Annotated in this window: 18 protein-coding genes and 1 pseudogene; 12 read left to right on the forward strand and 7 right to left on the reverse strand. The window is 66.6% G+C overall.

All coding sequences use genetic code 11. The features are described from left to right. Positions 1-134: 134 nt before the first annotated feature. Positions 135-788 (reverse strand): lamin tail domain-containing protein, encoded by a 654-nt coding sequence (locus Q0Z83_RS42185; RefSeq protein WP_317789036.1) that lies wholly within the window; start codon positions 786-788, stop codon positions 135-137. Positions 789-954: 166 nt separating this feature from the next. Between Q0Z83_RS42185 and cutA the strand changes: the two genes are divergently transcribed. Further along, positions 955-1,317, forward strand: coding sequence for a divalent-cation tolerance protein CutA (gene cutA, locus Q0Z83_RS42190; RefSeq protein ID WP_317789037.1), 363 nt, complete (start codon positions 955-957; stop codon positions 1,315-1,317). Here cutA and Q0Z83_RS42195 read toward each other — a convergent pair. Then, positions 1,310-2,632 carry a tetratricopeptide repeat protein gene (locus Q0Z83_RS42195; protein ID WP_317789038.1) on the reverse strand — a complete coding sequence of 441 codons (1,323 nt, stop codon included), beginning with the start codon at positions 2,630-2,632 and terminating at the stop codon, positions 1,310-1,312. The two genes, cutA and Q0Z83_RS42195, sit on opposite strands and share 8 nt — an antisense overlap. Before the next feature lie 267 nt (positions 2,633-2,899). Here Q0Z83_RS42195 and Q0Z83_RS42200 point away from each other — a divergent pair, with 267 nt between their 5' ends. Beyond that, positions 2,900-3,178 carry a hypothetical protein gene (locus Q0Z83_RS42200; RefSeq protein WP_317789039.1) on the forward strand — a complete coding sequence of 93 codons (279 nt, stop codon included), beginning with the start codon at positions 2,900-2,902 and terminating at the stop codon, positions 3,176-3,178. A 347-nt stretch (positions 3,179-3,525) separates the two neighbouring features. On the opposite strand, the gene Q0Z83_RS42205 is transcribed toward Q0Z83_RS42200, so the two are convergent. Then, positions 3,526-4,908, reverse strand: coding sequence for an ApeA N-terminal domain 1-containing protein (locus Q0Z83_RS42205; protein WP_317789040.1), 1,383 nt, complete (start codon positions 4,906-4,908; stop codon positions 3,526-3,528). Between the two features lie 329 nt (positions 4,909-5,237). Between Q0Z83_RS42205 and Q0Z83_RS42210 the strand changes: the two genes are divergently transcribed. Next, a complete protein-coding gene (locus Q0Z83_RS42210; RefSeq protein ID WP_317789041.1) occupies positions 5,238-6,065 on the forward strand; it encodes an NUDIX hydrolase in 828 nt (275 codons plus the stop codon). Here Q0Z83_RS42210 and Q0Z83_RS42215 read toward each other — a convergent pair. After that, the gene (locus tag Q0Z83_RS42215) at positions 6,034-6,972 is read right to left on the reverse strand and encodes an XRE family transcriptional regulator (RefSeq protein ID WP_317789042.1); all 939 of its coding nucleotides are present in this window, start codon (positions 6,970-6,972) and stop codon (positions 6,034-6,036) included. The two genes, Q0Z83_RS42210 and Q0Z83_RS42215, sit on opposite strands and share 32 nt — an antisense overlap. Positions 6,973-7,089: 117 nt before the next feature. Between Q0Z83_RS42215 and Q0Z83_RS42220 the strand changes: the two are divergent. After that, positions 7,090-7,997: pseudogene (locus Q0Z83_RS42220) on the forward strand (IS3 family transposase); the annotation flags it as partial. A gap of 7 nt (positions 7,998-8,004) precedes the next feature. Here the strand turns inward: Q0Z83_RS42220 and Q0Z83_RS42225 are convergent. Continuing rightward, positions 8,005-9,405, reverse strand: a complete 1,401-nt coding sequence (locus tag Q0Z83_RS42225; protein ID WP_317789043.1) for an IS30 family transposase — start codon at positions 9,403-9,405, stop codon at positions 8,005-8,007. 103 nt (positions 9,406-9,508) lie between these two features. Here Q0Z83_RS42225 and Q0Z83_RS42230 point away from each other — a divergent pair, with 103 nt between their 5' ends. From Q0Z83_RS42230 to Q0Z83_RS42265, 8 genes are all read left to right on the forward strand, one after another. Beyond that, positions 9,509-9,748, forward strand: coding sequence for an integrase core domain-containing protein (locus Q0Z83_RS42230; RefSeq protein ID WP_396349891.1), 240 nt, complete (start codon positions 9,509-9,511; stop codon positions 9,746-9,748). Between the two features lie 570 nt (positions 9,749-10,318). Continuing rightward, a complete protein-coding gene (locus Q0Z83_RS42235; RefSeq protein WP_317789044.1) occupies positions 10,319-10,666 on the forward strand; it encodes a hypothetical protein in 348 nt (115 codons plus the stop codon). A gap of 260 nt (positions 10,667-10,926) precedes the next feature. Continuing rightward, on the forward strand, positions 10,927-11,853 hold the full coding sequence (locus Q0Z83_RS42240) for a bifunctional DNA primase/polymerase (protein WP_317797273.1): 927 nt from the start codon (positions 10,927-10,929) through the stop codon (positions 11,851-11,853). Further along, positions 11,850-13,412 carry a YfjI family protein gene (locus Q0Z83_RS42245; protein WP_317789045.1) on the forward strand — a complete coding sequence of 521 codons (1,563 nt, stop codon included), beginning with the start codon at positions 11,850-11,852 and terminating at the stop codon, positions 13,410-13,412. Before Q0Z83_RS42240 ends, Q0Z83_RS42245 begins: the two co-directional genes overlap by 4 nt. A gap of 203 nt (positions 13,413-13,615) precedes the next feature. Further along, a complete protein-coding gene (locus Q0Z83_RS42250; RefSeq protein WP_317789046.1) occupies positions 13,616-14,032 on the forward strand; it encodes a hypothetical protein in 417 nt (138 codons plus the stop codon). Between the two features lie 357 nt (positions 14,033-14,389). Further along, entirely contained in the window at positions 14,390-14,650 is a 261-nt protein-coding gene (locus Q0Z83_RS42255; RefSeq protein ID WP_317789047.1) for a helix-turn-helix domain-containing protein, read from the forward strand. A gap of 1,221 nt (positions 14,651-15,871) precedes the next feature. Further along, positions 15,872-17,032, forward strand: coding sequence for a tyrosine-type recombinase/integrase (locus tag Q0Z83_RS42260; RefSeq protein ID WP_317789048.1), 1,161 nt, complete (start codon positions 15,872-15,874; stop codon positions 17,030-17,032). Positions 17,033-17,383: 351 nt separating this feature from the next. Further along, entirely contained in the window at positions 17,384-18,181 is a 798-nt protein-coding gene (locus tag Q0Z83_RS42265; protein WP_317789049.1) for an HAD family hydrolase, read from the forward strand. Between the two features lie 384 nt (positions 18,182-18,565). Here the strand turns inward: Q0Z83_RS42265 and Q0Z83_RS42270 are convergent, their stop codons facing one another. Both Q0Z83_RS42270 and Q0Z83_RS42275 read right to left on the reverse strand, forming a co-directional pair. After that, positions 18,566-19,042: a PH domain-containing protein gene (locus Q0Z83_RS42270; RefSeq protein WP_317789050.1), complete on the reverse strand. Its 477-nt coding sequence runs from the start codon at positions 19,040-19,042 to the stop codon at positions 18,566-18,568. A gap of 20 nt (positions 19,043-19,062) precedes the next feature. Continuing rightward, a complete protein-coding gene (locus tag Q0Z83_RS42275; protein ID WP_317789052.1) occupies positions 19,063-19,794 on the reverse strand; it encodes a Fic family protein in 732 nt (243 codons plus the stop codon). Between the last annotated feature and the right edge of the window lie 22 nt (positions 19,795-19,816).

Here is a 19,816-nt window from a genome sequence, read left to right on the forward strand (position 1 = left end):
CTCTACTGCCGCAATGTCAGCCGCCCCCCGATGCGTCGCTGGTCCCGGAATACGCAAAAGCCCGTCGCGTCGGCAAGCGAGGGCCGTCATCAACGGGTCAGGACGGCCCACCCGATGCCGGGGCAGGGGGCTGGCTACTCCGCGGTCGGGATCGGCGGCATGGAAGGTGGTGTCGGCGTCGGATCCGGAATCGGTGAGTTTGACGACCTGACAGGTGTCGGTGACGTCGACGACCGGGCCGGGGACGGAGATGTGCTCTTGGCCGGGGACGCAGACGTTCTGGTAGGTGCTGGGGCCGGGCCACCGCACAGCGTGTGAGAGCCGGTGCGGCCCCACGTGCAGGTGTGCACCACCGTGTTCTTGTTGGTGCGCAGGGTGGCGGTGTCGCCGGTGTTGTTCCAAATGTAGTTCCCGGACTGCCAGTAGCGGTGCCCATTGGGTCGCCCGTCGACGCCTCGGCCGGTGTGGATGATCCGGGAGTGGCCGGCAGGCAGGGTGCCGGACAGTCGGTAGGTGTGGCCGGTCTTGTCGCGGATGGTCCAGCCGGTGAGCGTGACGGTGGTCTTGCCACGGTTGGTGATCTGTGCGTATTCGGCGTTCAGGCTTGTGTTGGAGCGGGAGTCGGTACCGGGCGAGTTGTAGTAGATCTTCGTGAACCGCACGTTCGGAACGCTGGTCGTCGCCGCCGACGCGACCGTGATGCCAGCGGCTGTGACGGCGAAGGCGGTGCCGGTGACGGCGATCCACCGCCACCGTTTACGCAAGGCGGGTGTGGACGGTGTGGGCATCCGGCCATGCTGCCAGTCGGACACTCGCGGCGCAGTGCCGCGAATGGGTGGTCGTGGATGCCTGACCGGTCAGCACGCCGGTCCATACAGGCCAAGCCCCGCAGGCGCGTAAGACAGCCCGTCGAGCAGGTCGGGTAGCCCGAGGGCGATCAGCGAGAATGACGGGATGACCACGAGTGCACGACCTGATCCGGGCAACGCAACCGAGTTCATCGAGGTGAGTACGGCCACCGAGACCCGAGAGGCCGCGGTCGCGCTCGCTCGGATGGCTGTCGAGTCCCGCCTTGCCGCCGGGGCACAGATCACCGGGCCAGTCATTTCGGCGTTCTGGCACCTCGGCGAATTCGGGACTGGCGAAGAATGGCGACTTGTCCTGCGGACACGGTTCGACCTGTTTGACGACCTGCGATCCGATCTGATGAAAAACCATCCGTGGCAGAATCCCGAAATCATCGCAACGCCGATTCTCGCTGGTTCAACGGAATGTCTTGAGTGGATTCGAGCCTCGACGCGTGACGCAGTCAGCTAGGCGTCAACTTCTCGAAAACCTCCGCAACCTCGGGAACGGTGCGGAATTCGGCTAGTCCCCCAAGGACTCGGGAAAGCTGCTGCCGAGGGCGAACCGAGGCGACTCCCGCCGTGAGGTCGAGTGCCCGACTGACGGTGACGGCCGATTCCTCGACCTCTCCGGCATTCAGATACGAGTCCGCCAGCCACGACAGATAGAGCGCCTTGTCACGAGCGTATGCGTCGTCAAAATCGGCAAGAACCGCCTTCAGGATAGGTACGGCCCGGAGCGGTCGCCGCAACTCCGTCCAGCAACGTCCTGCCATGATCTGTAGCTCGCTCTCGTCGACCCAGGCCGACCAGTCAGGGTCCGGCTCCTGCCCGCCGGCCACGAGTGCCTGCTGAGCATCGTCGAGTGCTCGGGCAGTCTCATTGGCGTTACCGGCGATGGCGTGTGCCCAGGCACGACGTTCGTGAAGCAGGGCACCCGCCGAGCCGACGGCGGCGACGCCAGCCACCTCGCATGAGGCGGTGGCGAGTTGGACAGCGGCAGCCGGATCCGCCTGGATTCGCTGATAGGCAAGGAACGCGAACGCGTTGCCCGCGAGCAGCGGCTCACCGGCCTGCTCGGCCGCCGCGCGGCTTGCCTCATAGAGCCGTCCGGCTTCGGCGTGGTCGCCAGCATCGAATGCGGCCCACCCCGCCTGCTGGGCTTGCTCGGCCAGAACCGACAACAGTTCGCGGCCGGTAGCCTCCGAATACATCCCGTCTTTGATGAGAGCTTTCGTAGCCTTGTACTCACCAGCGTAGATACGAAATGTGTCACCACCGCCGAGCACATTGTCAAGGCGTCTGAGGCGCGCCGTACGCTTCCTCAGGACAGCCGGAAAATGCGAACCCACGCGGTATCTTCCGTTTTCCAGCCGGAGACCGACCGCGAACCCCGTGCCGACAGTGGCAGCCTTGAGGAAGTCTCTGCGGTGCACGGAACTGTCTCCATCCCATCGATCATCGGCAAGTAGCTGCGGGCTTTCGCCATGAGGGAAGCACTCCCACACGCGAGGGGCGAGACCCATCATCCAACCTGGGATGAGCAGCGCGTCAGAGATTTGCGCGATCTTCTCATACGACGTGATGCTGCCAACCCCGCGCGCCAATGCGCCCACACGCTCGGGCTTGATTCCGCACGCTTCGCCGATCTTGGAGTAGCTGATTCCCGCCCACTTCCTCACCAGGGCGAAGACCTGCCCGAAGTCGTGTCGCGCAAGGGCTTCCCGAACATCGGCCCGATCAAGTACGTGCGCCGGAATACCGGTTGCCGACCTGTCCGCCGTCACTCGTACACCCCCTCCCCACCGACCCGGTACCCCCATCATGGGTACCCCCACGCAGGGGAAGAGAACAGCCCCTACCAGCACGCATCGTGGATCCACATCGAATGTCACACGGGTGGGGGGATCAATGCTAGGCGCAGCAATCGTGTTCTTCGCGGTCGGCTTCGCGGTCGGACTCTTCCTTTTCAAGGTCAAACAGCGCTGGTGCCCACACTGCGGCTCGATGACGACCGCGACCGTTCCTGAACAGCCCGTTCCGGGAACACCGTCATGTCGACCGAGTTGATCATTACGGCCCGGCCGATCCTCGAACAGCCGGGAGAGCACGTTCCCGAGCGGCCATCGTGGGACTGCGGCAAGTGCGGACAGAGTTGGCCGTGCGCCAACGCGAAGTCTGACCTTCTGTACGAACACCTCACCACTCCGGCGGCCGCGCTGGTCCGCTTGGCCCTGCACATGTGGGAAGCGTTCGACGACTTTGCCGCCCGTGGCCATATACCGGCGGATCTGCGTGAACGGTTCATCGGATGGGTCCGCGATTCGCCATGAGGCAAACGATCCGACGGTCCTGTCGCCTTTCAGAGTCCAGGAAATCCATCCTCAATGACCAGAGAGAGTCAATCGGCGATGACCACAACGCAGCCGGACCCGCAAGAGCCGGTGATCCCCGTACGTAACCCGCGCTCCCGTCGGGCGGTGTTGACGGTCGGTCCGCGTCGTCTGCCGACTGACGGGTGGGTAAACGTGTGGATCGACACCGGGTCGGGACCGGGCTACGTGCGCCAGGTATGTAGCGATCGGCTCACACTCGCCGACGCTGACGATGGTGCCGGCGAGAGCGCGATCTACCACCTCCACCCCGCTCCGGCGGACATCACTAGCCAAACCTAGGACCATTAGACAGATTCTGCATCCTCCGATTCGCTCGCATATATTTCCGGCATCCGGGTTTGCGCCTGCCTCATGAATATCTGGAACACGAGATTCTCACGAAACGCCTCTGCAATCTTCTGAGGATTAATGCCCGATTCACGAATCATAAGTGAAATTAGAACCCAGTAGAGCGAAGCCGCCAGAACCCGCTTTTCTGAATCCGATAGATCTTCACCCTCATGAAGCTGATGAGCCACCCTGTTCCGTGACACTTTTACGCTCTTTATCCACAAATCAACGCGCCTGCCGAAGATATCCGCATTAATCTCATGCATCTCTGAGATTATTCGCTCTAGCCTCTGGTGATACGTCACCTGAGAAAGGAAGGCCAGGCTATCATTGAGTACATTGACGACCTCTGGGCCAAACCGAGCAAAGATTTTCCTAGCGCTACGCCTTATAGTCTTTGCCAGCCCACGATCAATACGGGCACGATCATCATAAAGTCGCCGATGCAGTCCTTCAATTGCGGACGCCAACTGAAAAAGAACTCCAGAGCTAGGAGTAGCGGCCGAAGAAAACTTAGCGTCCACAACCAGTTCACCAAGTGGCGAAATCGTGGGATTCAGCTTAATCCAGCCCGCAAGTCCCGCTAGCCCAATATCCTTGAATTTAAAAAGTGGCTCCGCCAGAGAGGTTTCGCTCCCAATCTCATCCCAAACTCTTGGACCAAATACGCGCATCCATCTGCCAGGCATATCCGAGGGCTGCACATACACCGCACGCACATTGACACGAGCATCTACGCAGATACTCACAATCGTACGGAGCGGTTCGACGTATGAGTCAACAACTTCATCCAGCGATGATGGACTAGCGTCCGACACACAAAGCGAGACCGCCCGCCATGCTCGAACTGAAATCGGGCTAGAGTCGGCCGTCCCGTGCGTAGCGAAGAGCGAAATATTTCCGAATCCTTCACCTATCTCTACAGACTCAGGGTTAGGAACCCTTCCCTCAACCGACACATATTGACCGGTCAAAGCGATAGAGAATTCCGGAATTTCTACCCAACTTTCAAGACCGGTGAGTTCCACGCGAACAGCGGCGTACGAATCACCAGATTCAGCAAGAACACCCCTTCCGGAAAGTACATACCTCGGAGCGATCGTCTGCATATTTCCGCTGGTCGAAAAAACTTCGTGGGTAACCGTCGAATCCAGGAGTGTGACCGTTCCAAGTTTCTCTACTTCACCATAAATAACACCGGGATTAAGAACGCTGGAAAATAGGGGAAAGATCTCACCCCTTACCACTACCTTTGGCCATCGCTTGGAAAGATCCAACTCGCCCGGGATCTTCTTGGTGTCGTCCACTTCTGTCCAGAAAATTCCCTCATGTATCATAATGTCTCACATTTCATCTAGCGCCGCTCTTGCAGTTTCAAAAGTTACAGCTTCGCCAAGATCACCGTTCGCTGCGAGTTGGGAATACGCCGTAACAAGGCCTCGCGCGCAACACCCGCTGTGCTACACCGACTCGTCTATGTAAATCTTCGCAGCGCCGGTCCCTGGCCTCGACGTTGCGGGGTGTTGCACCTCGTCCCATCGCGTCCATTCAGCTACAGAGTCCATCGAGCACATCGCCATCGATGGACTCTCCGCCGGTGGGGATGCCTTGATGAGGCATCCGTTGAGGCTGGGACTCTGTCCCAACGATCAGAGAGAATCACTTGGTGACGACGACAACGCGGCCGGACCCTGAGGCTGAGTGGTGGACGACGAAGGATGTTGCGGCGTACCTCGGCATCGCGGTTGCCGCCGTCAGCAGCTACCGGCGTCGCGGGCAGATGCCCGAGCCTGACAAGACCATCGGCACCCGCACGCACCTGTGGAAACCGGCTCGGATCATCGACTGGCACGGCTCCCGTGACCGGGTTGGCGTCGGTGGCCGGCCGCGCGGAAGCAAGGCCGAACTGGCACCCGTTCCGGCACCCGAGCCGGACGATCTCAGCCGGTGGGTCACACACGGTCGTCGACCGTTGTACGACAGCGAGTGGATCAAGCTCTACATGACCGATGTTGAACTGCCGGACGGCCAGCGCTTCGAGCACCACACGGTGTGGATGCCGACCGCCGCCATGACGGCGGTTCTGAACGACGCCCTGACGCACGTGCTCCTGATGTGGCGACACCGGTTCGTGCCCGACCTGTGGAACTGGGAGTTGCCCGGCGGCCTGGTCGACGCGGACGAGGAGCCCGCGCAGACGGCGGCACGCGAGATCGAGGAGGAGACCGGGTACCGGCCCCGGAGCATCGAGCACCTGGTGACGTTCGAGCCGATGATCGGCATGGTCAGCACCCCGCACCACGTCTTCATCGCGCGAGGCGCGGAGCGGATCGGTGAGCCCACCGAGAAGACCGAGATGCAACGCATGGAGTGGGTGCCGCTGACCCAGGTTCCGGCCCTGATCGCTCAGGGGCAGGTCAGCAACTCTGGAACGCTGGTCGCCCTGCTGCACGTGCTGGCGATCAGCGGCCCGAAGGCTCCATACCGCTCCTGAGCAGCTTGGCGATACGGCGTCGTTGACGTTCCGATGAGGCTCGTGTGGCCAGCACCTCGGCCGCGCGAGCCTCGGTGCGTGCTTCCTCGTGCTGGCCCCGGACCGAATACGCCTGCGCGAGATCGACGCGTAGCCCTGCGGCGGCCCGCGTGAACGTCGGGTCCAGCTGGTTCACCGCGTCCGTCAGCTCCTGCACTGCGGCAGCCTTGCCGAGGCGGGCAAGGCAGTGTCCTCGCCAGCGAGCCAAGTGCACCTCGTCCAGGAACAGGAACGGCAAGCTGTCGTCCTTGCCGTGAGCCGCCAGAACCTCGCTCGCGTTGTCGAGCGCGGTTTGGGCCTCGGTAGCCGCGCCGGCCGCCGCGAGCGCCTCCGCCTCGGCCGCCCATAACCACGAGCGGAGTTGGCCCGGCACCTTCCCGTCGGCTGTACGCCGAGCGTGCTGAATAAGTGCTACCGCGCTGGCTGGTCTATCGAGGTCGAGCAGGGCGTATGCCTGCTGCGCTGTCACATGGGCAACGATCGACGGATCTTCGCTGTCCCGAGCGGCTGCTTTGGCGGTTTCGTGCAACGCCCAGGCCTTGCCAGGGTCACCCAGGTCGAGCGCCTGCCATCCGGCCAACGCGGCACCCTCGGCGAGCGCTGCCGCAAGCGCCGTCCGGTGCGGCCCCGGTAGTGCATACCGCCACAAATCAGCCATCTGCCCGATATGCGCTTCGGTCTGCTGCAAGAGCCGCGCGGCCCCGAGCTGCCGATCGAGCGTCCGGAACGATTGCGTCTGCGCCTCAAGCAGACTGACCAGGGACGCGTCAAGCGCCTCGGCTGCCGCGAGCCTCGCCGCGAGGTCGGCCTCGGCAGGCGGAAGCGAGACCGGCGACGCTGCCACGCCCTTGCCGACCGCGAACGGCACACCGAACACCTCGGCGAACAGTTCGGCGTAGTCGGCGGAGAGGGGCCTTCCCCCTTGATCTTGGACACTTGAACCTTGGATCGTGAGGTCCGGGTAGATCAGGAGTCCTGGAACAGCATGGCGAACAAGCACTATCCCGCACAGTTCAAGGCCGACGCGGTGGCGTTGTACCGGTCTCGGCCAGGCGCCACGATCGCGGTGATCGCCGCCGATCTCGGGATCAACCGGGAGACGCTGCGGAGCTGGGTCCGCGCCGACGATCAGCGCCGCGGCGGTGGTCGCGTCGGCCGGCCCGCGGCGGCCACGCCGGAGCCGGGCTCGGTCGAGGCGGAGAACGCCGAACTGCGCCGGCGGGTCCGGGAACTGGAGGAGGAACGCGACATCCTACGCAAGGCGGCCCGGTATTTCGCCGGGGAGACGCGCTGGTGAACCGCTTCCAGTTCGTTGCCGACCACCAGCAGCGCTACGGCGTGAAGCGGTTGTGTCAGATCCTGGGCGTGGCCCGATCGAGCTACTACTACTGGACGTCGACCGCGCCTGCCCGGGCAGCCCGGCAGGCCGCCGACACCGTCCTGGCCCGGCAGATCCGTAAGGTCCACGCGGCCGACAACACCTACGGGGCGCCGCGGATCACCGCCGAACTGCGAGACCGTGGCACGCTGGTCAACCACAAACGCGTCGAACGGGTCATGCGCTCGATCGGTGCACAAGGGCTACGGCTGCGCCGCCGGACCCGCACCACGATCAGCGATCCGGCCGCGGCCAAGGCCCCGGACCTGATCGGCCGGGACTTCACCGCCCCGGCGGTCAACCAGCGCTACGTCGGTGACATCACGTATCTGCCGGTCGGTGAGCGCGGGTTCCTCTACCTGGCCACCGTCATCGACCTGCACTCACGCCGCCTCGCCGGCTGGGCGATCGCCGACCACATGCGCACCGACCTGATCATCGACGCCCTCACCGCCGCCCAGCGCACCCGCGGCAGCCTGGCCGGGGCGATCTTCCACAGCGACCACGGGGCCCAGCTTAGGTTCAAGGAGTCGTTGCAACACTGGCTCTCTGGAGCGATCTTAGATGCTCCTCGAAGGCTTCAGCAGGAGTTTTCCATTCCAGCATTTTGCGCGGTCGGCCGTTGAGTGCGGCGGCGATGGCGTTGAGGTCGCTGACGGTGTGTCGTGATAGGTCGGTCCCCTTCGGGAAGTACTGGCGCAGCAGGCCGTTGGTGTTCTCGTTCGTTCCGCGTTGCCAAGGACTGTGCGGGTCGCAGAAGTAGACGTCGAGGCCGGTGTCCAGTCGCAGTTGGACATGCTGGGCCATCTCGGCCCCTTGGTCCCAGGTCAACGAGCGTCGCAGTTGCTCGGGCAGGGTGAGGATCTGCTCCGCGATCGCGTCGCGCACGGCCTCGGCGCCGTGCCCGGCCAGCGGTGGACCGTTCTTCACGACAGGCTGCTGACCATGTCCTTCCATCCGGGGAAGATGCAGCAGCATCGTGAACCGTGTGGTCCGCTCGACCAGCGTGCCGATCGCGGACTTCTCGAGGCCGATGATCAGATCGCCCTCCCAGTGCCCGGGAATCGCCCGATCGGCGACCTCCGGCGGCCGCTGGCTGATCATGACCTCGGGGCTGACGAAGTGCTTCCCGCGGCGGCGTGTGCGTGCTCTCGGCGCCCGCAACGCCCGGCCGGTCCGCAAGCACGCCGTCAGCTCCCGACGCAACGCGCCTCGTCCTTGGACGTACAGTGCCTGGTAGATCGCCTCGTGCGAGATTCGCATCGACTCATCATCCGGGAAGTCCCGCCGAAGCCGGCGGCTGATCTGCTCCGGGCTCCATGCCGTTCCCCAGCGCCGATCCGCGCGACGGCCATGCCGGCGGCCTTTCCACGGGACGTTCGGGCCGGGGATCGGCCGGCCCTCACCATCGGTGATCGCCCCGGCGAGCCGTTCCTGCACGTAGTCACGAAGCCGCTCGTTGACCGCCAGCTTCGCAACCTTCGGGCGGCGGCCACGCCGCTCGGCGTGCCACTGCGCATTCACCGCACGGTAGTCGATGCGACCACCCCTGGTCGCCGCGTTGCGGCGCAGCTCCCGCGAGATCGTCGACGCGTCACGGCCCACCGCCCGGCTGATCTCGCGCACGCCCTTGTCCTGCGCTTTGAGCAGGGCGATCTCCTCACGCTCAGCGAAGGACAGATACCGGCCCGACAGCGGCGCGAGCGACAAAGGTGGCATACCGCCACCCTGGCGAAACCAGCGCCCGCCTACGGGCTGCGACACACCGCACGCCGCGGCAGCCTCCTCACTCGACAGCCCTTCAGCGATCCGCAGCCAGAACTGCCGCCGCACCTCCCGGTGCTCGTTCACGCCCGGACGGCCCGGCGACCGCAACGCCGGCCTGCCCGTCATCGCCGTTGTCCAGCCCGGAGGTCTTCCCATGACACACCCCTCGATCAGGGTGTTGCGACGACCACTTGAATCCGCCCAGTACACATCGAAGGCCTTCGCTGCCGTCTGCGCGGCGGCCGGGGTCCGGCAGTCGATGAGCAAGGTCGGCAGCTCGGCCGACAACGCCCTCGCCGAGTCGTTCAACGCCACCTTCAAACGCGAAACCCTGCAAGGCCGCCGCGCGTTCACCGACGAACGCGACGCCCGCCTGACCTCGTTCCGCTGGCTACACCGCTACAACACCGTCCGCCGCCATTCCCGCCTCGGACAACAGCCCCCGATCACCTACGAGCGGACCCAAGAAAGATCAGCTACCATCACACAAGCCGCATAAACCCCGTGTCCAAGTTCCGGGGGTAAGGCCCGAGGCCGCGTCGGCCGTGCGCCCACTCGCGGATCATCCTCTTCAGACTCGGGTCATCCGGGAGTAGTCCGCGATTCCTGCTGCGCGCGGCGTTGCGGAGTTCGAGCATGAGCCGGGCGCGGCTCCACCCCTGCTGGTCACAAAGCCTGACGAGGTCGGTTCCGTCCATCATGATCCGACAACCCGCCATCGTTGATCAGCAATCCGCATGATCACGGAATCGTAGCGGGGGATCGCGAGGGGACGAGTCCCCCGAGTCCCCTGCCGTCCCCTGATCTTTTCCGCTAACGGGCATCAAGCTAGATCCATAAGCGACAACGGATGACAGCGACCGACAGGGCGCGACGAACAACCGGGTTGCAAAGTACTAACTTAGTTAGTACTTTGCTCCTAAGAACGGCGTCGGTCGGGGCGGCCACCCCGATCGACGCCAGACATCCCGTCCTCCCCTGTGATTGGAGTACAAAGATGCAGGTCAAGGCTATCTCTACCGCCTCGGTTCCGCCTCTGTCGATCGCGTGTCACCCTGGCGACTTCGAGGTGACCGGCCCGGCGGTCGTGAGCCTCGCCCCGGTCGTCACTCTGTCGCGTGAGGACCTGGTCGCCGCGCTGCTGCTGGCCGAGATCGACGCCGAGCAGGTCGCTTCGATGACGATCGAGCAGGTACGGCATGAGGTGGCGTACGCGCTGGCCGCGTACGGCATGACGGCCGTTCACGAGACGGTGTTCCACGAGCGCAACGGCCGATTTGCCGATGCCGACGTCATCGCCTACAAGGCGCTGTGCGCGTCGCGGATCGAGGCTGCGTTCGGACTCGCTCCGGCTACCCAGCCCCGGGCCGCGTCGCGCTCGATCGGTGCCCGTCGCGAGCTTGCTCGGGTTGCCTGATTCACCAGCACACCTCGCACCACCCTGCGGGCGTTCGCGCTCTGCGCATGTTCTCTGACAACTCCATCCGGGGCCGCGCCTCCCCCTGCCAACGGGGCGCAACCCGACGCGTCATCGACGCGTCACCAACCGGCACGCACGCTGCGCAAACGGCAGCTTGCATGCCTCATTCCCTGCTTCTCCGATCGAAATAGTCAGGAGAGCTGATGACGATCCCGATCAACCCCATGAGGGACCGCCTGACGGCGGCCTCACCACCGATGCGTGAGCACGGTGGGACTCACCCCGGATCGCCGCGCTCACGCCGAGCGTCCGCCGCGCTGGCGTACGCCAGGAACGGGGTTCCGGTACTGCCGTTGTACGAGATCCGAGCCGATGGCGGGTGCGCTTGCGACCGGCCAGAATGCGACCGGCCCGGCAAACACCCACGCCTGCCGAAGGGCGTACACGACGCGTCCGCCGACCTCGGGCGGGTGGCACAGTGGTGGCGCTGGTGGCCGGACGCCAACGTCGGCGCGGCGACCGGTCACCTGTTCGACGTGTGGGACATCGACCTTCCCGCGGCTTCCGCCTGCGACCTGCTGGCGGACTACCTCGGCGACCTGGCCGCGTCCTGGCCGTCGACGCGGACGGGGTCCGGCGGGACGCATGTGTTCGTGTACCCGACCGGACACGGCAACCGGGCGAAGTTCCTGCCCGGGTGCGACTGGCGCGGACGCGGCGGGTACGTGGTCCTCCCACCGTCCGGCCACTCGTCCGGCGACCCGTACGAGTGGTTGGCCGTGCCGCTGGTCAGCCCGGTCGCAGACCCGGGCACGCGGGTGGCGTTCCCTCCGGCTCCGGTGGGTCTGCGCGAGGCGCTGCAACCGCGACCTTTGCGTGCCACCCCCGCGCGGGCGTGGCACGCGAACCAGACCCGCCCGTACGCCGAGGCCGCCCTACGGGCCGAGTGCGACGCTCTGGCCGCGATGTCCGCCGACTCCGGCCGCAACAACCGGTTGAACCGAGCCGCGTTCAACCTCGGCCAGCTCGTTGCCGTCGGACACCTCGGCTATGACGACGCGGCCGAAGCACTCGCCGCCGCTGCCGCAGCCTGCGGACTCGGCCCCCGGGAAGCGGCCCGGACGATCGGGTCCGGACTGACCGCCGGACAGCTCAACCCGCGCACCGCTCGGAGGTCCGCATGACCGTCACGAGCGTCAACGGACGGACGGCGTCCGGCCCGGCATCCTCCGGCTCCGGCGACGGTCCGATGTGGGAGATCCCGGTTCCGCTTTCCCAGACGCTGGCGTTGCCACCGTTCCCGGTCGATGTGTTCCCCGGCTGGTTGGCCGACATGGTCACCGCTACGGCCCGGTTCACTCAGACCGATGTGGCGATGGCCGGCGGAGTCGCCCTGGCCGTGCTGTCCGCTTGTGCGGGCGGACGTCTGGAGATCGAGGCGCGTCCGGGGTGGCGGGAGCAGGTGAACCTGTTTCTCGCGGTGGTCGCCGATCCGGGCGAGCGTAAGAGCCCGGTGCACGGTGCCTTGACCGACCCGCTGGAGTCGGCCGAGAAGACCTTGGGAGCGAAGACCGAGGCGAGGATCGCCGAGGCCGCCGCGCTCAAGGACATCGCGACCCGACAGGCCGAACACGCGAAAGCCCTTGCGGCGAAGGCCGATCCGGCCAAGCGCGACGACGCAACCGCCGAGGCGCTGGCCGCGTCGGTGGCGGCCGAGGCGATCACCGTGCCGGAGCTGCCACGGCTGTTCGCCGATGACGCCACCCCGGAACAGTTGGTATCGCTGATGGCCGCCAACGGCGGCCGGATGGCCGTGATCAGCGATGAGGGCGGCGTGTTCGACATGCTGGCTGGACGGTATTCGTCGGCACCGAACCTCGACCCCTACCTCAAGGGGCACGTCGGCCGCCCGATCCGTGTCGACCGCAAGGGCCGCGCGGCGGAGTACATCGCGCGTCCGGCACTGACGGTCGGGGTGATGATCCAACCGTCGGTGCTGCGCAAGTTCGGCGGTAACGACGACCTGGCCGGACGTGGTCTGGTTGCCCGGTTCCTCTTCGTGCTTCCGGCCAGTCTCGCCGGGTGGCGCGAGACGGACCCAGACCCGATCCCGGACGACGTCCGGCACCGGTACGCCACCCAGGTTCACGACCTGGCCGCCACGCTCGCCGAGTGGACCGACCCGGCCGTCATCACCTTGACGCCGGAGGCCGCGCCGATCCGGTCGGCCGCCGCCGCTGAGGTCGAGCGGCAACTACGGCCGGGTGGCACGCTTCGCGACGTGCCGGACTGGGCGAACAAGCTGGGCGGCACCATGGTCCGGCTTGCAGGACTGCTGCACGTCGCGCGGCGTCCGGGCGACGGATGGCGACACCCGATCGAGGCGGACACGATGGCGGACGCGGTCAAGCTGACCGGGTTCCTGGTCGCGCACTACAAAGCGGCCCGCAACACCATCGTGGCGGACACGGCACTCGGACCGGCCCGGTACGTGCTCGGCGTGCTGGTCGATAAGCAGATCAGCGCGTTCACGGTCCGGGAGTTGCATCGCCGGGTGATCCGGCAGTTGCCGAAGTCCGCCGACGTCGCCGCCGCGCTCGACGCTCTGGCCCAGCGCGGGTGGGTGCGCCAACGCGAGGGCCGATGGGAGACCCACCCCCGCGCGGCGGAACTCGCGAAAGCCGTTGACACGTTGACAAACGACCTCGACACGGCCTTTTCCGCAGTTCAAGACACCGATTGAGCCGTCAACGGGGGCGTTGACACCCCGTCGACAGGCGTTGACACCCACCCGGTTGTCGACGATGTCAACGCCCTGTCAACGCCCCCGTTGACAGCCACACACCCCCACCTAGCAGCGCAAATATCCCTGCGAGTGGCGATTGTCAACGTGTCAACGCTGTCAGCGCCTCTCCGCCCGATCCGGCCCTTGGAGGACTCACCCCGATGAACGACCCGACCGCCCTGACCGACCAGCTCAAGGCCGCCAGCGCCGACGCGAACGCCCGACTCCGCCGCGCCGGGCACCTCCCGCACCTGCGATACACCCACGACCCCGCCACACCCGGGTGGCTCGCTGACCTGTTCAACCACCACGCCGAGGCGTTGCGCTCCGGCCGAGGCCGCATCTGCCCGCACATCGGCCCCGCACCGCGCGTCGTCTGCGCGTTCGCGTGGACACCCGGCCTGCTGGTCTGCACCGGCTGTCGGCACCTCGCGACGCCGGACGCGGCCGAAGACAATACGTGCGACCGGTGCCGCAGACCGTGTGAGCCGATCTGGCCCGGCATTGCCCAGGTCGGCCCGATCCTCTTCGCCTACGGCCTCTGCGGCGCCTGCCATCGCCTCGCTTCAGCTACCTAGAGCCTCTGGATCCGGAGTTTGCGCAGGTCGCAGTCAGCCTGAAGATCCGCAATCGGATGGACCGCACCGTCAGGTTCCAAGGTCGCGTGTGTCGTGCCGTACTCCGGGTGGCCAATCTGGCCGCGCCATTGCACTCGTGGACCATTCCAGATTTCGAAGCGGTCACCGGCCTGTAGCTCCTCCAGCCGCACAGTGCACCTCCTGTCTACCGAGCCGCACGCTGCGGCTAGTCAATGCCGCGTCACAACATCCCACATCGGAGGCAGCAAACTGAACGCCCGCATCTATAACCTCGCTCCGCGCACCACGGCCGCCGAGGCACCTGCCCTGCCCGGCGCTCCCGCCCCGGTCGGCCGCGTGGTCTACACCGTCAAGGAAGTCGCCGAGATGCTCTCGCTCGCGCTCGGCGGCACCTATGCCCTGATTCGGTCGGGTGAGATTCCCGCGATCAAGCTGGGCGGCCGGTGGGTCATCCCCAAGGGCCGCTTCCACGCGTGGCTCGACTCCTGCCGCGTCGAGCCGGAGGCCGATCCGGACATCGACCCCAAGCTGATCGAGCAGGCACACGCCGAGGTCCTGGCCGCCATCCAACGCCGCCGCGAGCGGCACGGAGCGTGACCGGATCGAAGGCCGGTGAAGGTGCTAGCGCTAGCAACCACCCCTGCTAGCGCTAGCACCTCCGCTAGCACCCGATCCGGGCGTTGATCAGGTTGATAGCGGATAGCAGGCCAATCGACCATGGCCCCGAGAACCGCCCCGGAAGGCAATTCCCGCCCTCTCCGCCGCCTGCTAGACGGACCAGCAATCCAATCACTTTCCGTGATATCTCGGGAGCCGGTAGCCGCTAGGCCTAGCCCCTACCGCCGCTAGGCCTAGCGGCACCGCTAGCCCCACCCTTGCCCCTCTGAGCAGCGATCTAGCGGCCTAGCGGCCAAACCGCCCAACCCCTCGAAACCGGCCCGCACGGCGGTTCACAACAGTGCGCCCAGCCGCTAGCTAGGCCACAGCACCACGCACCGACCGTGACGAATTCAGCGGGCCACTCGCCGCGATGCATCGCGGGTTAGACCGCGATGCATCGCAGGGCCGCGAGGGTGGGGCCTCGCGGCCTCTGCCAGCGACCTAGCGGCATCGCGGCCAAACCACACGACCACCCGGAACCGGTCCCCACGGCGATCCACGCCACTCCGCCCAGCCGCTAGCTAGGCCACCAGCCCGCGCACTGACCGTGACTGTCTCACCCTGTCCCTCCTCGCGCGCCCGCGCGAAGACCGCCCCCGCCTGCTGTCTCACGTCGCATGAGACACCCGCGCGACAGTTACACCACCTCACCACCCGCACGACCGGCCACGGGCGCGGGCCGTCCGCGACCGGTCGCGGCGACGCGACCACCACCGCGACCGGCCTAGCCAGCACGACCACCCGCCGGCCGTGCGTCGCGGCCAACCTGCCACCCGTCACGAACGGCCGGAAAAGACGCCTCACCGGGCCGCGACCGCCGCGACCGCAACCGGGCCGCCGCATCGACCCGCCGACACCGCCCCGACCCGGCACCCCTCACGGCGTTACCGACACCCGCTCTACACGGCGATCACGGTAGCGCAGAGTCACGCCCCTGCCTCGCTCACAGAGGTAGCGGCAGGGGTAACGGAACGCCGAAAGGTAGCGGAAACGCTACCCCCGCCGCTACCTGCCTCGGCCGAACTGATCAGCACGAACAGCCCGAGGTAGCGGGTAGCGGCACCCGCCACCAACCCCGCACCAACCCCCAGAAACAGCGGGACAGACACCCACGCGGGCCGCTACCCGCTACCCACAACACGAAGGAGATCCATCACCGTGGGTCACGTCATCTCAACCCCTTCGGGCAACTGGCGTGCCAACTGGCGCGACCCGTCCGGCAAGCAGAAAGCCAAGACGTTCAAGACCAAGAAGGCAGCCAATGCCCACCTTGCCGAGGTCGAGAGCAGCAAGCACCGGGGCACCTACGTCGATCCGGACGCGGGCAAGGTCCGGTTCGCTGATTTCGCCGCGCGATGGCTCCTCGGTAGGGAGGTCGAGGCCCGGACGGCCGAGCGCACGATGTCGCTCCTGCGGACGCATCTCGTTCCCCGATGGGGCGCTTTGCAGCTCGCGCAGATCGACTACATGTCGGTTCAGGAGTGGGTGGTGGAGCTGGGCACCAAACTCGCTCCGCCCACTGTCTCCAAGTGCTACGGCCTCTTGAAGGCCATCCTGGCCACAGCGGTCCGGGCGCGCATTCTGCCGTACAACGCGGCCGAGGGCGTGAAGGTGCGCCGGGAGGCACGCGAGGCCGCCCAGCGCTCCTCGGCCATCACCCGCGACGAGTTCTTCGGCAAGCTGCTGCCGGCCGTTTCCGTCCGGCACAAGGCCATCGTCTGTCTGGCAGCCGGAGCAGGTCTGCGCTGGGGTGAATGCGCCGGGTTGACGTGGAGCGCACTCGACCTCGACGCGGCCACGGTGCGCGTGGTCCAGGTCGCCGAGGAGACGCCCCATGGCGTGACCCTCCGGCCGTACCCGAAGACGAAGGCAGGTGTTCGCACCGCGCCGCTCCCCTCGTTCTTGACGGCAGAGCTATGCGCCCACCTCGGACGGTTCCGCGAACGGCCCGCGCTTACCGACCTCGTCTTCCCGACCCGGCACGGAACACCGATCCTCCGGGGCAACTTCCGCCGGGAGGTGTGGAATCTCGCGCTGGCCCGCTCCGGCCTGCCGACGACCCTTCGGTTTCACGACCTGCGCCACTCCTACGCGACGTGGCTCATCTCCGAGGGCGTACCTGTCAACGCCGTCCAGAAGGTCATGGGGCACGCCAACGCGTCCACGACCCTCGACCGCTACACCCACGCCCCGACCGACTATCAGGCGCTTGTACGGGGCGTTTTCGACCCCTCTGCTGACGATCTGCTGACTTTTCCGGCCTCGGACCGCTCGGACGAGGACGACGATGGCGGGGCGGCTCTGCCGCTACCTGCATAGGAGCACGATCGGGGGTCGGTCCCGGATAGGGAACGACCCCCGTCGGGGGAGACGGGGGCCGTCCTGGGATTCGGCTCCGGGGGGGGTCGAGCCGAATCACCCGGTGATCGCGGGGGGCGCGATCACCGAGGCCTGAAATCACCTAGTTGTAGGTCACTGGTTGAAGCGGGAACAACACACACCTCATAGCAAACACAAGTTTGCCTCAGGATCACGCTCCGCGTCGAGTACCGATTGTCGCCGACTGGCCCGGGTCCTACCCGTCTGACCGATTTCACAGGCTGTCACCGCAGGGCGCGTCACGCGTGCGGGACAACGGGTTCGGGTGTGGTGCGGCTACACTTTCGGCCCGTGGGGCTGAGCGCCGCCTTTTTCGACCTCGACAAGACCGTCATCGCCAAGTCCAGTGCGCTGGCCTTCGGACGGCCGTTCTATCGGGATGGCCTGATCAGCCGGCGTGACGTGGTGAAGACCGCCTATGCCCAGTTGATGTTCCGGCTGGGTGGCGGCACCGACGAGCAGTCGATGGCCCGCACTCGTGACTACATGGCCGCCCTGTGCAAGGGCTGGCGGGTCGAGCAGGTGCAGCAGATCGTCGCCGAGACCCTCGGGACTCTGATCAATCCGTATGTCTATGCGGAAGCCGCCGCGTTGATCGCCGAACATCAGGCCGCGGGCCGAGATGTGGTGCTCGTCTCAGCTTCCGGTGATGAGATGGTCCGCCCGATCGGCGCGCTACTCGGCATCACCGACGTGATCGCGACCCGGATGGCGATCGTCGACGGGCGTTACAGCGGCGCGGTGGAGTTCTACGCGGCCGGCCCGGCCAAGGTCACCGGCGTCCAGCGGCTCGCCGACGAGCGCGGATACGACCTCTCCGAGTGCTACGCCTACTCGGATTCCAGCAGCGATCTTCCGCTGTTGGAGGCGGTCGGCCATCCCAGCGCCGTCAATCCGGACCGCGCGCTGCGCCGGGTGGCCGCCCTGCGCTCCTGGCCGATCCTGGAGTTCCGCCATCCCGTACCGCTCGGTCGCCGCCTTCGCGACCGCCCGGCGGTGCCGGTCGCCGCTGCGCTCGGCGTCGGCGTGGGCGTCGCCATCGGCGTGGCCCTTTACGGTCGCCACCGCCGATCCCGCGCGGTCGCTTGAAACCCCTTATTCGGTACGGCTACGAAGAGCACCGTGGCTGTCCACGCGACGTGATCAACCACTCCAGGCCGAAACGCGACCGCCGGGCTTATCCGGTGGTTCCCCGGCTATTGGTCTGAGTATTTCCCTTTCGGCCACCTTTCCCGCTGAAATCTGGCGATCAAGCGACGAGCGGCGTAGAAATGAGTCGCGGGCCCGGAAACATCGGGCACCGTGCACGGCCACCGGGAACCCACGCGCGATCAGCCACGGCAGGCACGTTGCGATGGGACCTCCGCCCTGCGGGGCGCTGGACCGTCGACAACGACCCAGGTGCACGCTTGTTAACCCGGTCCGGACGCGCACAGCCGGCGCCCCCGCGAGGGACGCCGGCTCTTCGGTTTCTCAGGCTTTCCCAGCCGCCCGGTGCCGGTTACGGATCTCCTGGTAGACGGCTCGGAACAGCTTCGGCCGGGCGTGGAAGTCGACCCCTTGGGCCCACAGTTCGGTGTTCACCGTGGCGCCGTCATGCCGCTCGATCAGCACCGTGGTGTCCCGCTGCAGCTCCCAGCGCCCGACCCGATGGGTGGCCTGATGCAGGTGCACCCCGGCGATCTCCCGCCAGCGCAGGATGCGCGACCGCAGCAGCCCACGGATCAGCACGCCCTCACTGCTGACGTAGACACCGTGCTGGATGATCCGCCAGGCGCCGATCACCCAGACCGCGGCGAGCACCACGGCGATGGCACGCACTCCGTGCCCGATCAGGTCGAACTGTCGGATGGACGCCCATGTGAGCAGTGCCAGTGCGACCGCTTCCCAGATGATCACAAGCCAGCGGCCGACACCCGGCGGATAGGGACGGACCCAGTGCGAACCCACGCAGAGAAGTATGCCGCCGTTCAGACGGCGGCCAGGACACCGTCTCCGATCACGCTGATCTCCTGGGCACCGGCCGTGATCGCCGCGGCATAGTGCCGCAGCCACGACCGCACACCGTCCGGGGTTCCGGTGGCGTAGGCGCCGGCCGACCCGACGTACTCCGGCTCGCGGGAGTGGTGGCCGGCCTCGACCACGACCAGGCCGCGCGGGTCGAAGCCGCGGGCGGTCAGGGTGAGACGGGCGGCGGCGCGGGCGACCACACCGGCCGGGCCGGCGAACGGGCGCAGCGTGATCAGCTCGGCGTGGACGATCGCGGCGAGCAGCATCGGCGGGGTGGTCTCGTTGCCGGCGACGAGACCGGCGAGCGCGTCGATCCGCTCCGCCCCGGAGGTCAGGCGCCCGAGGTCGTGCTCGTGGACGACACCGCGGGCGGCGAGCACGTGCAGTTTGGCGAGCACCTGACGGGGCGCGCGGGGCCAGAGGTCGACCAGGCCCGGTAGCGACTCGGCGACGCGGAGGGCGCCCTGCACGACCGGATCGGTGACGGTTCCGCCGCGTACCTCATCGAGGTCGTAGGTGTTGCCTTCGAGAGCCGCGCTGGCGACCGCGGCCCGGAGGCTGGCCTCTGCGGCCACCTGGCCGCCGTGCCGGCGCAGAGCGCGGTGTTTGTGGGCGGCGTCGACGGCTTCTCGTGCGCTCGCGAAGGCGGGCGCGACATCCGCGAGGTCGAGCAACGGGGCAAGTGGATCCACGTGAACACGGTAACCGGTAAAA

Source organism: Actinoplanes sichuanensis (genome assembly GCF_033097365.1).
GTDB classification, from domain to species: domain Bacteria; phylum Actinomycetota; class Actinomycetes; order Mycobacteriales; family Micromonosporaceae; genus Actinoplanes; species Actinoplanes sichuanensis.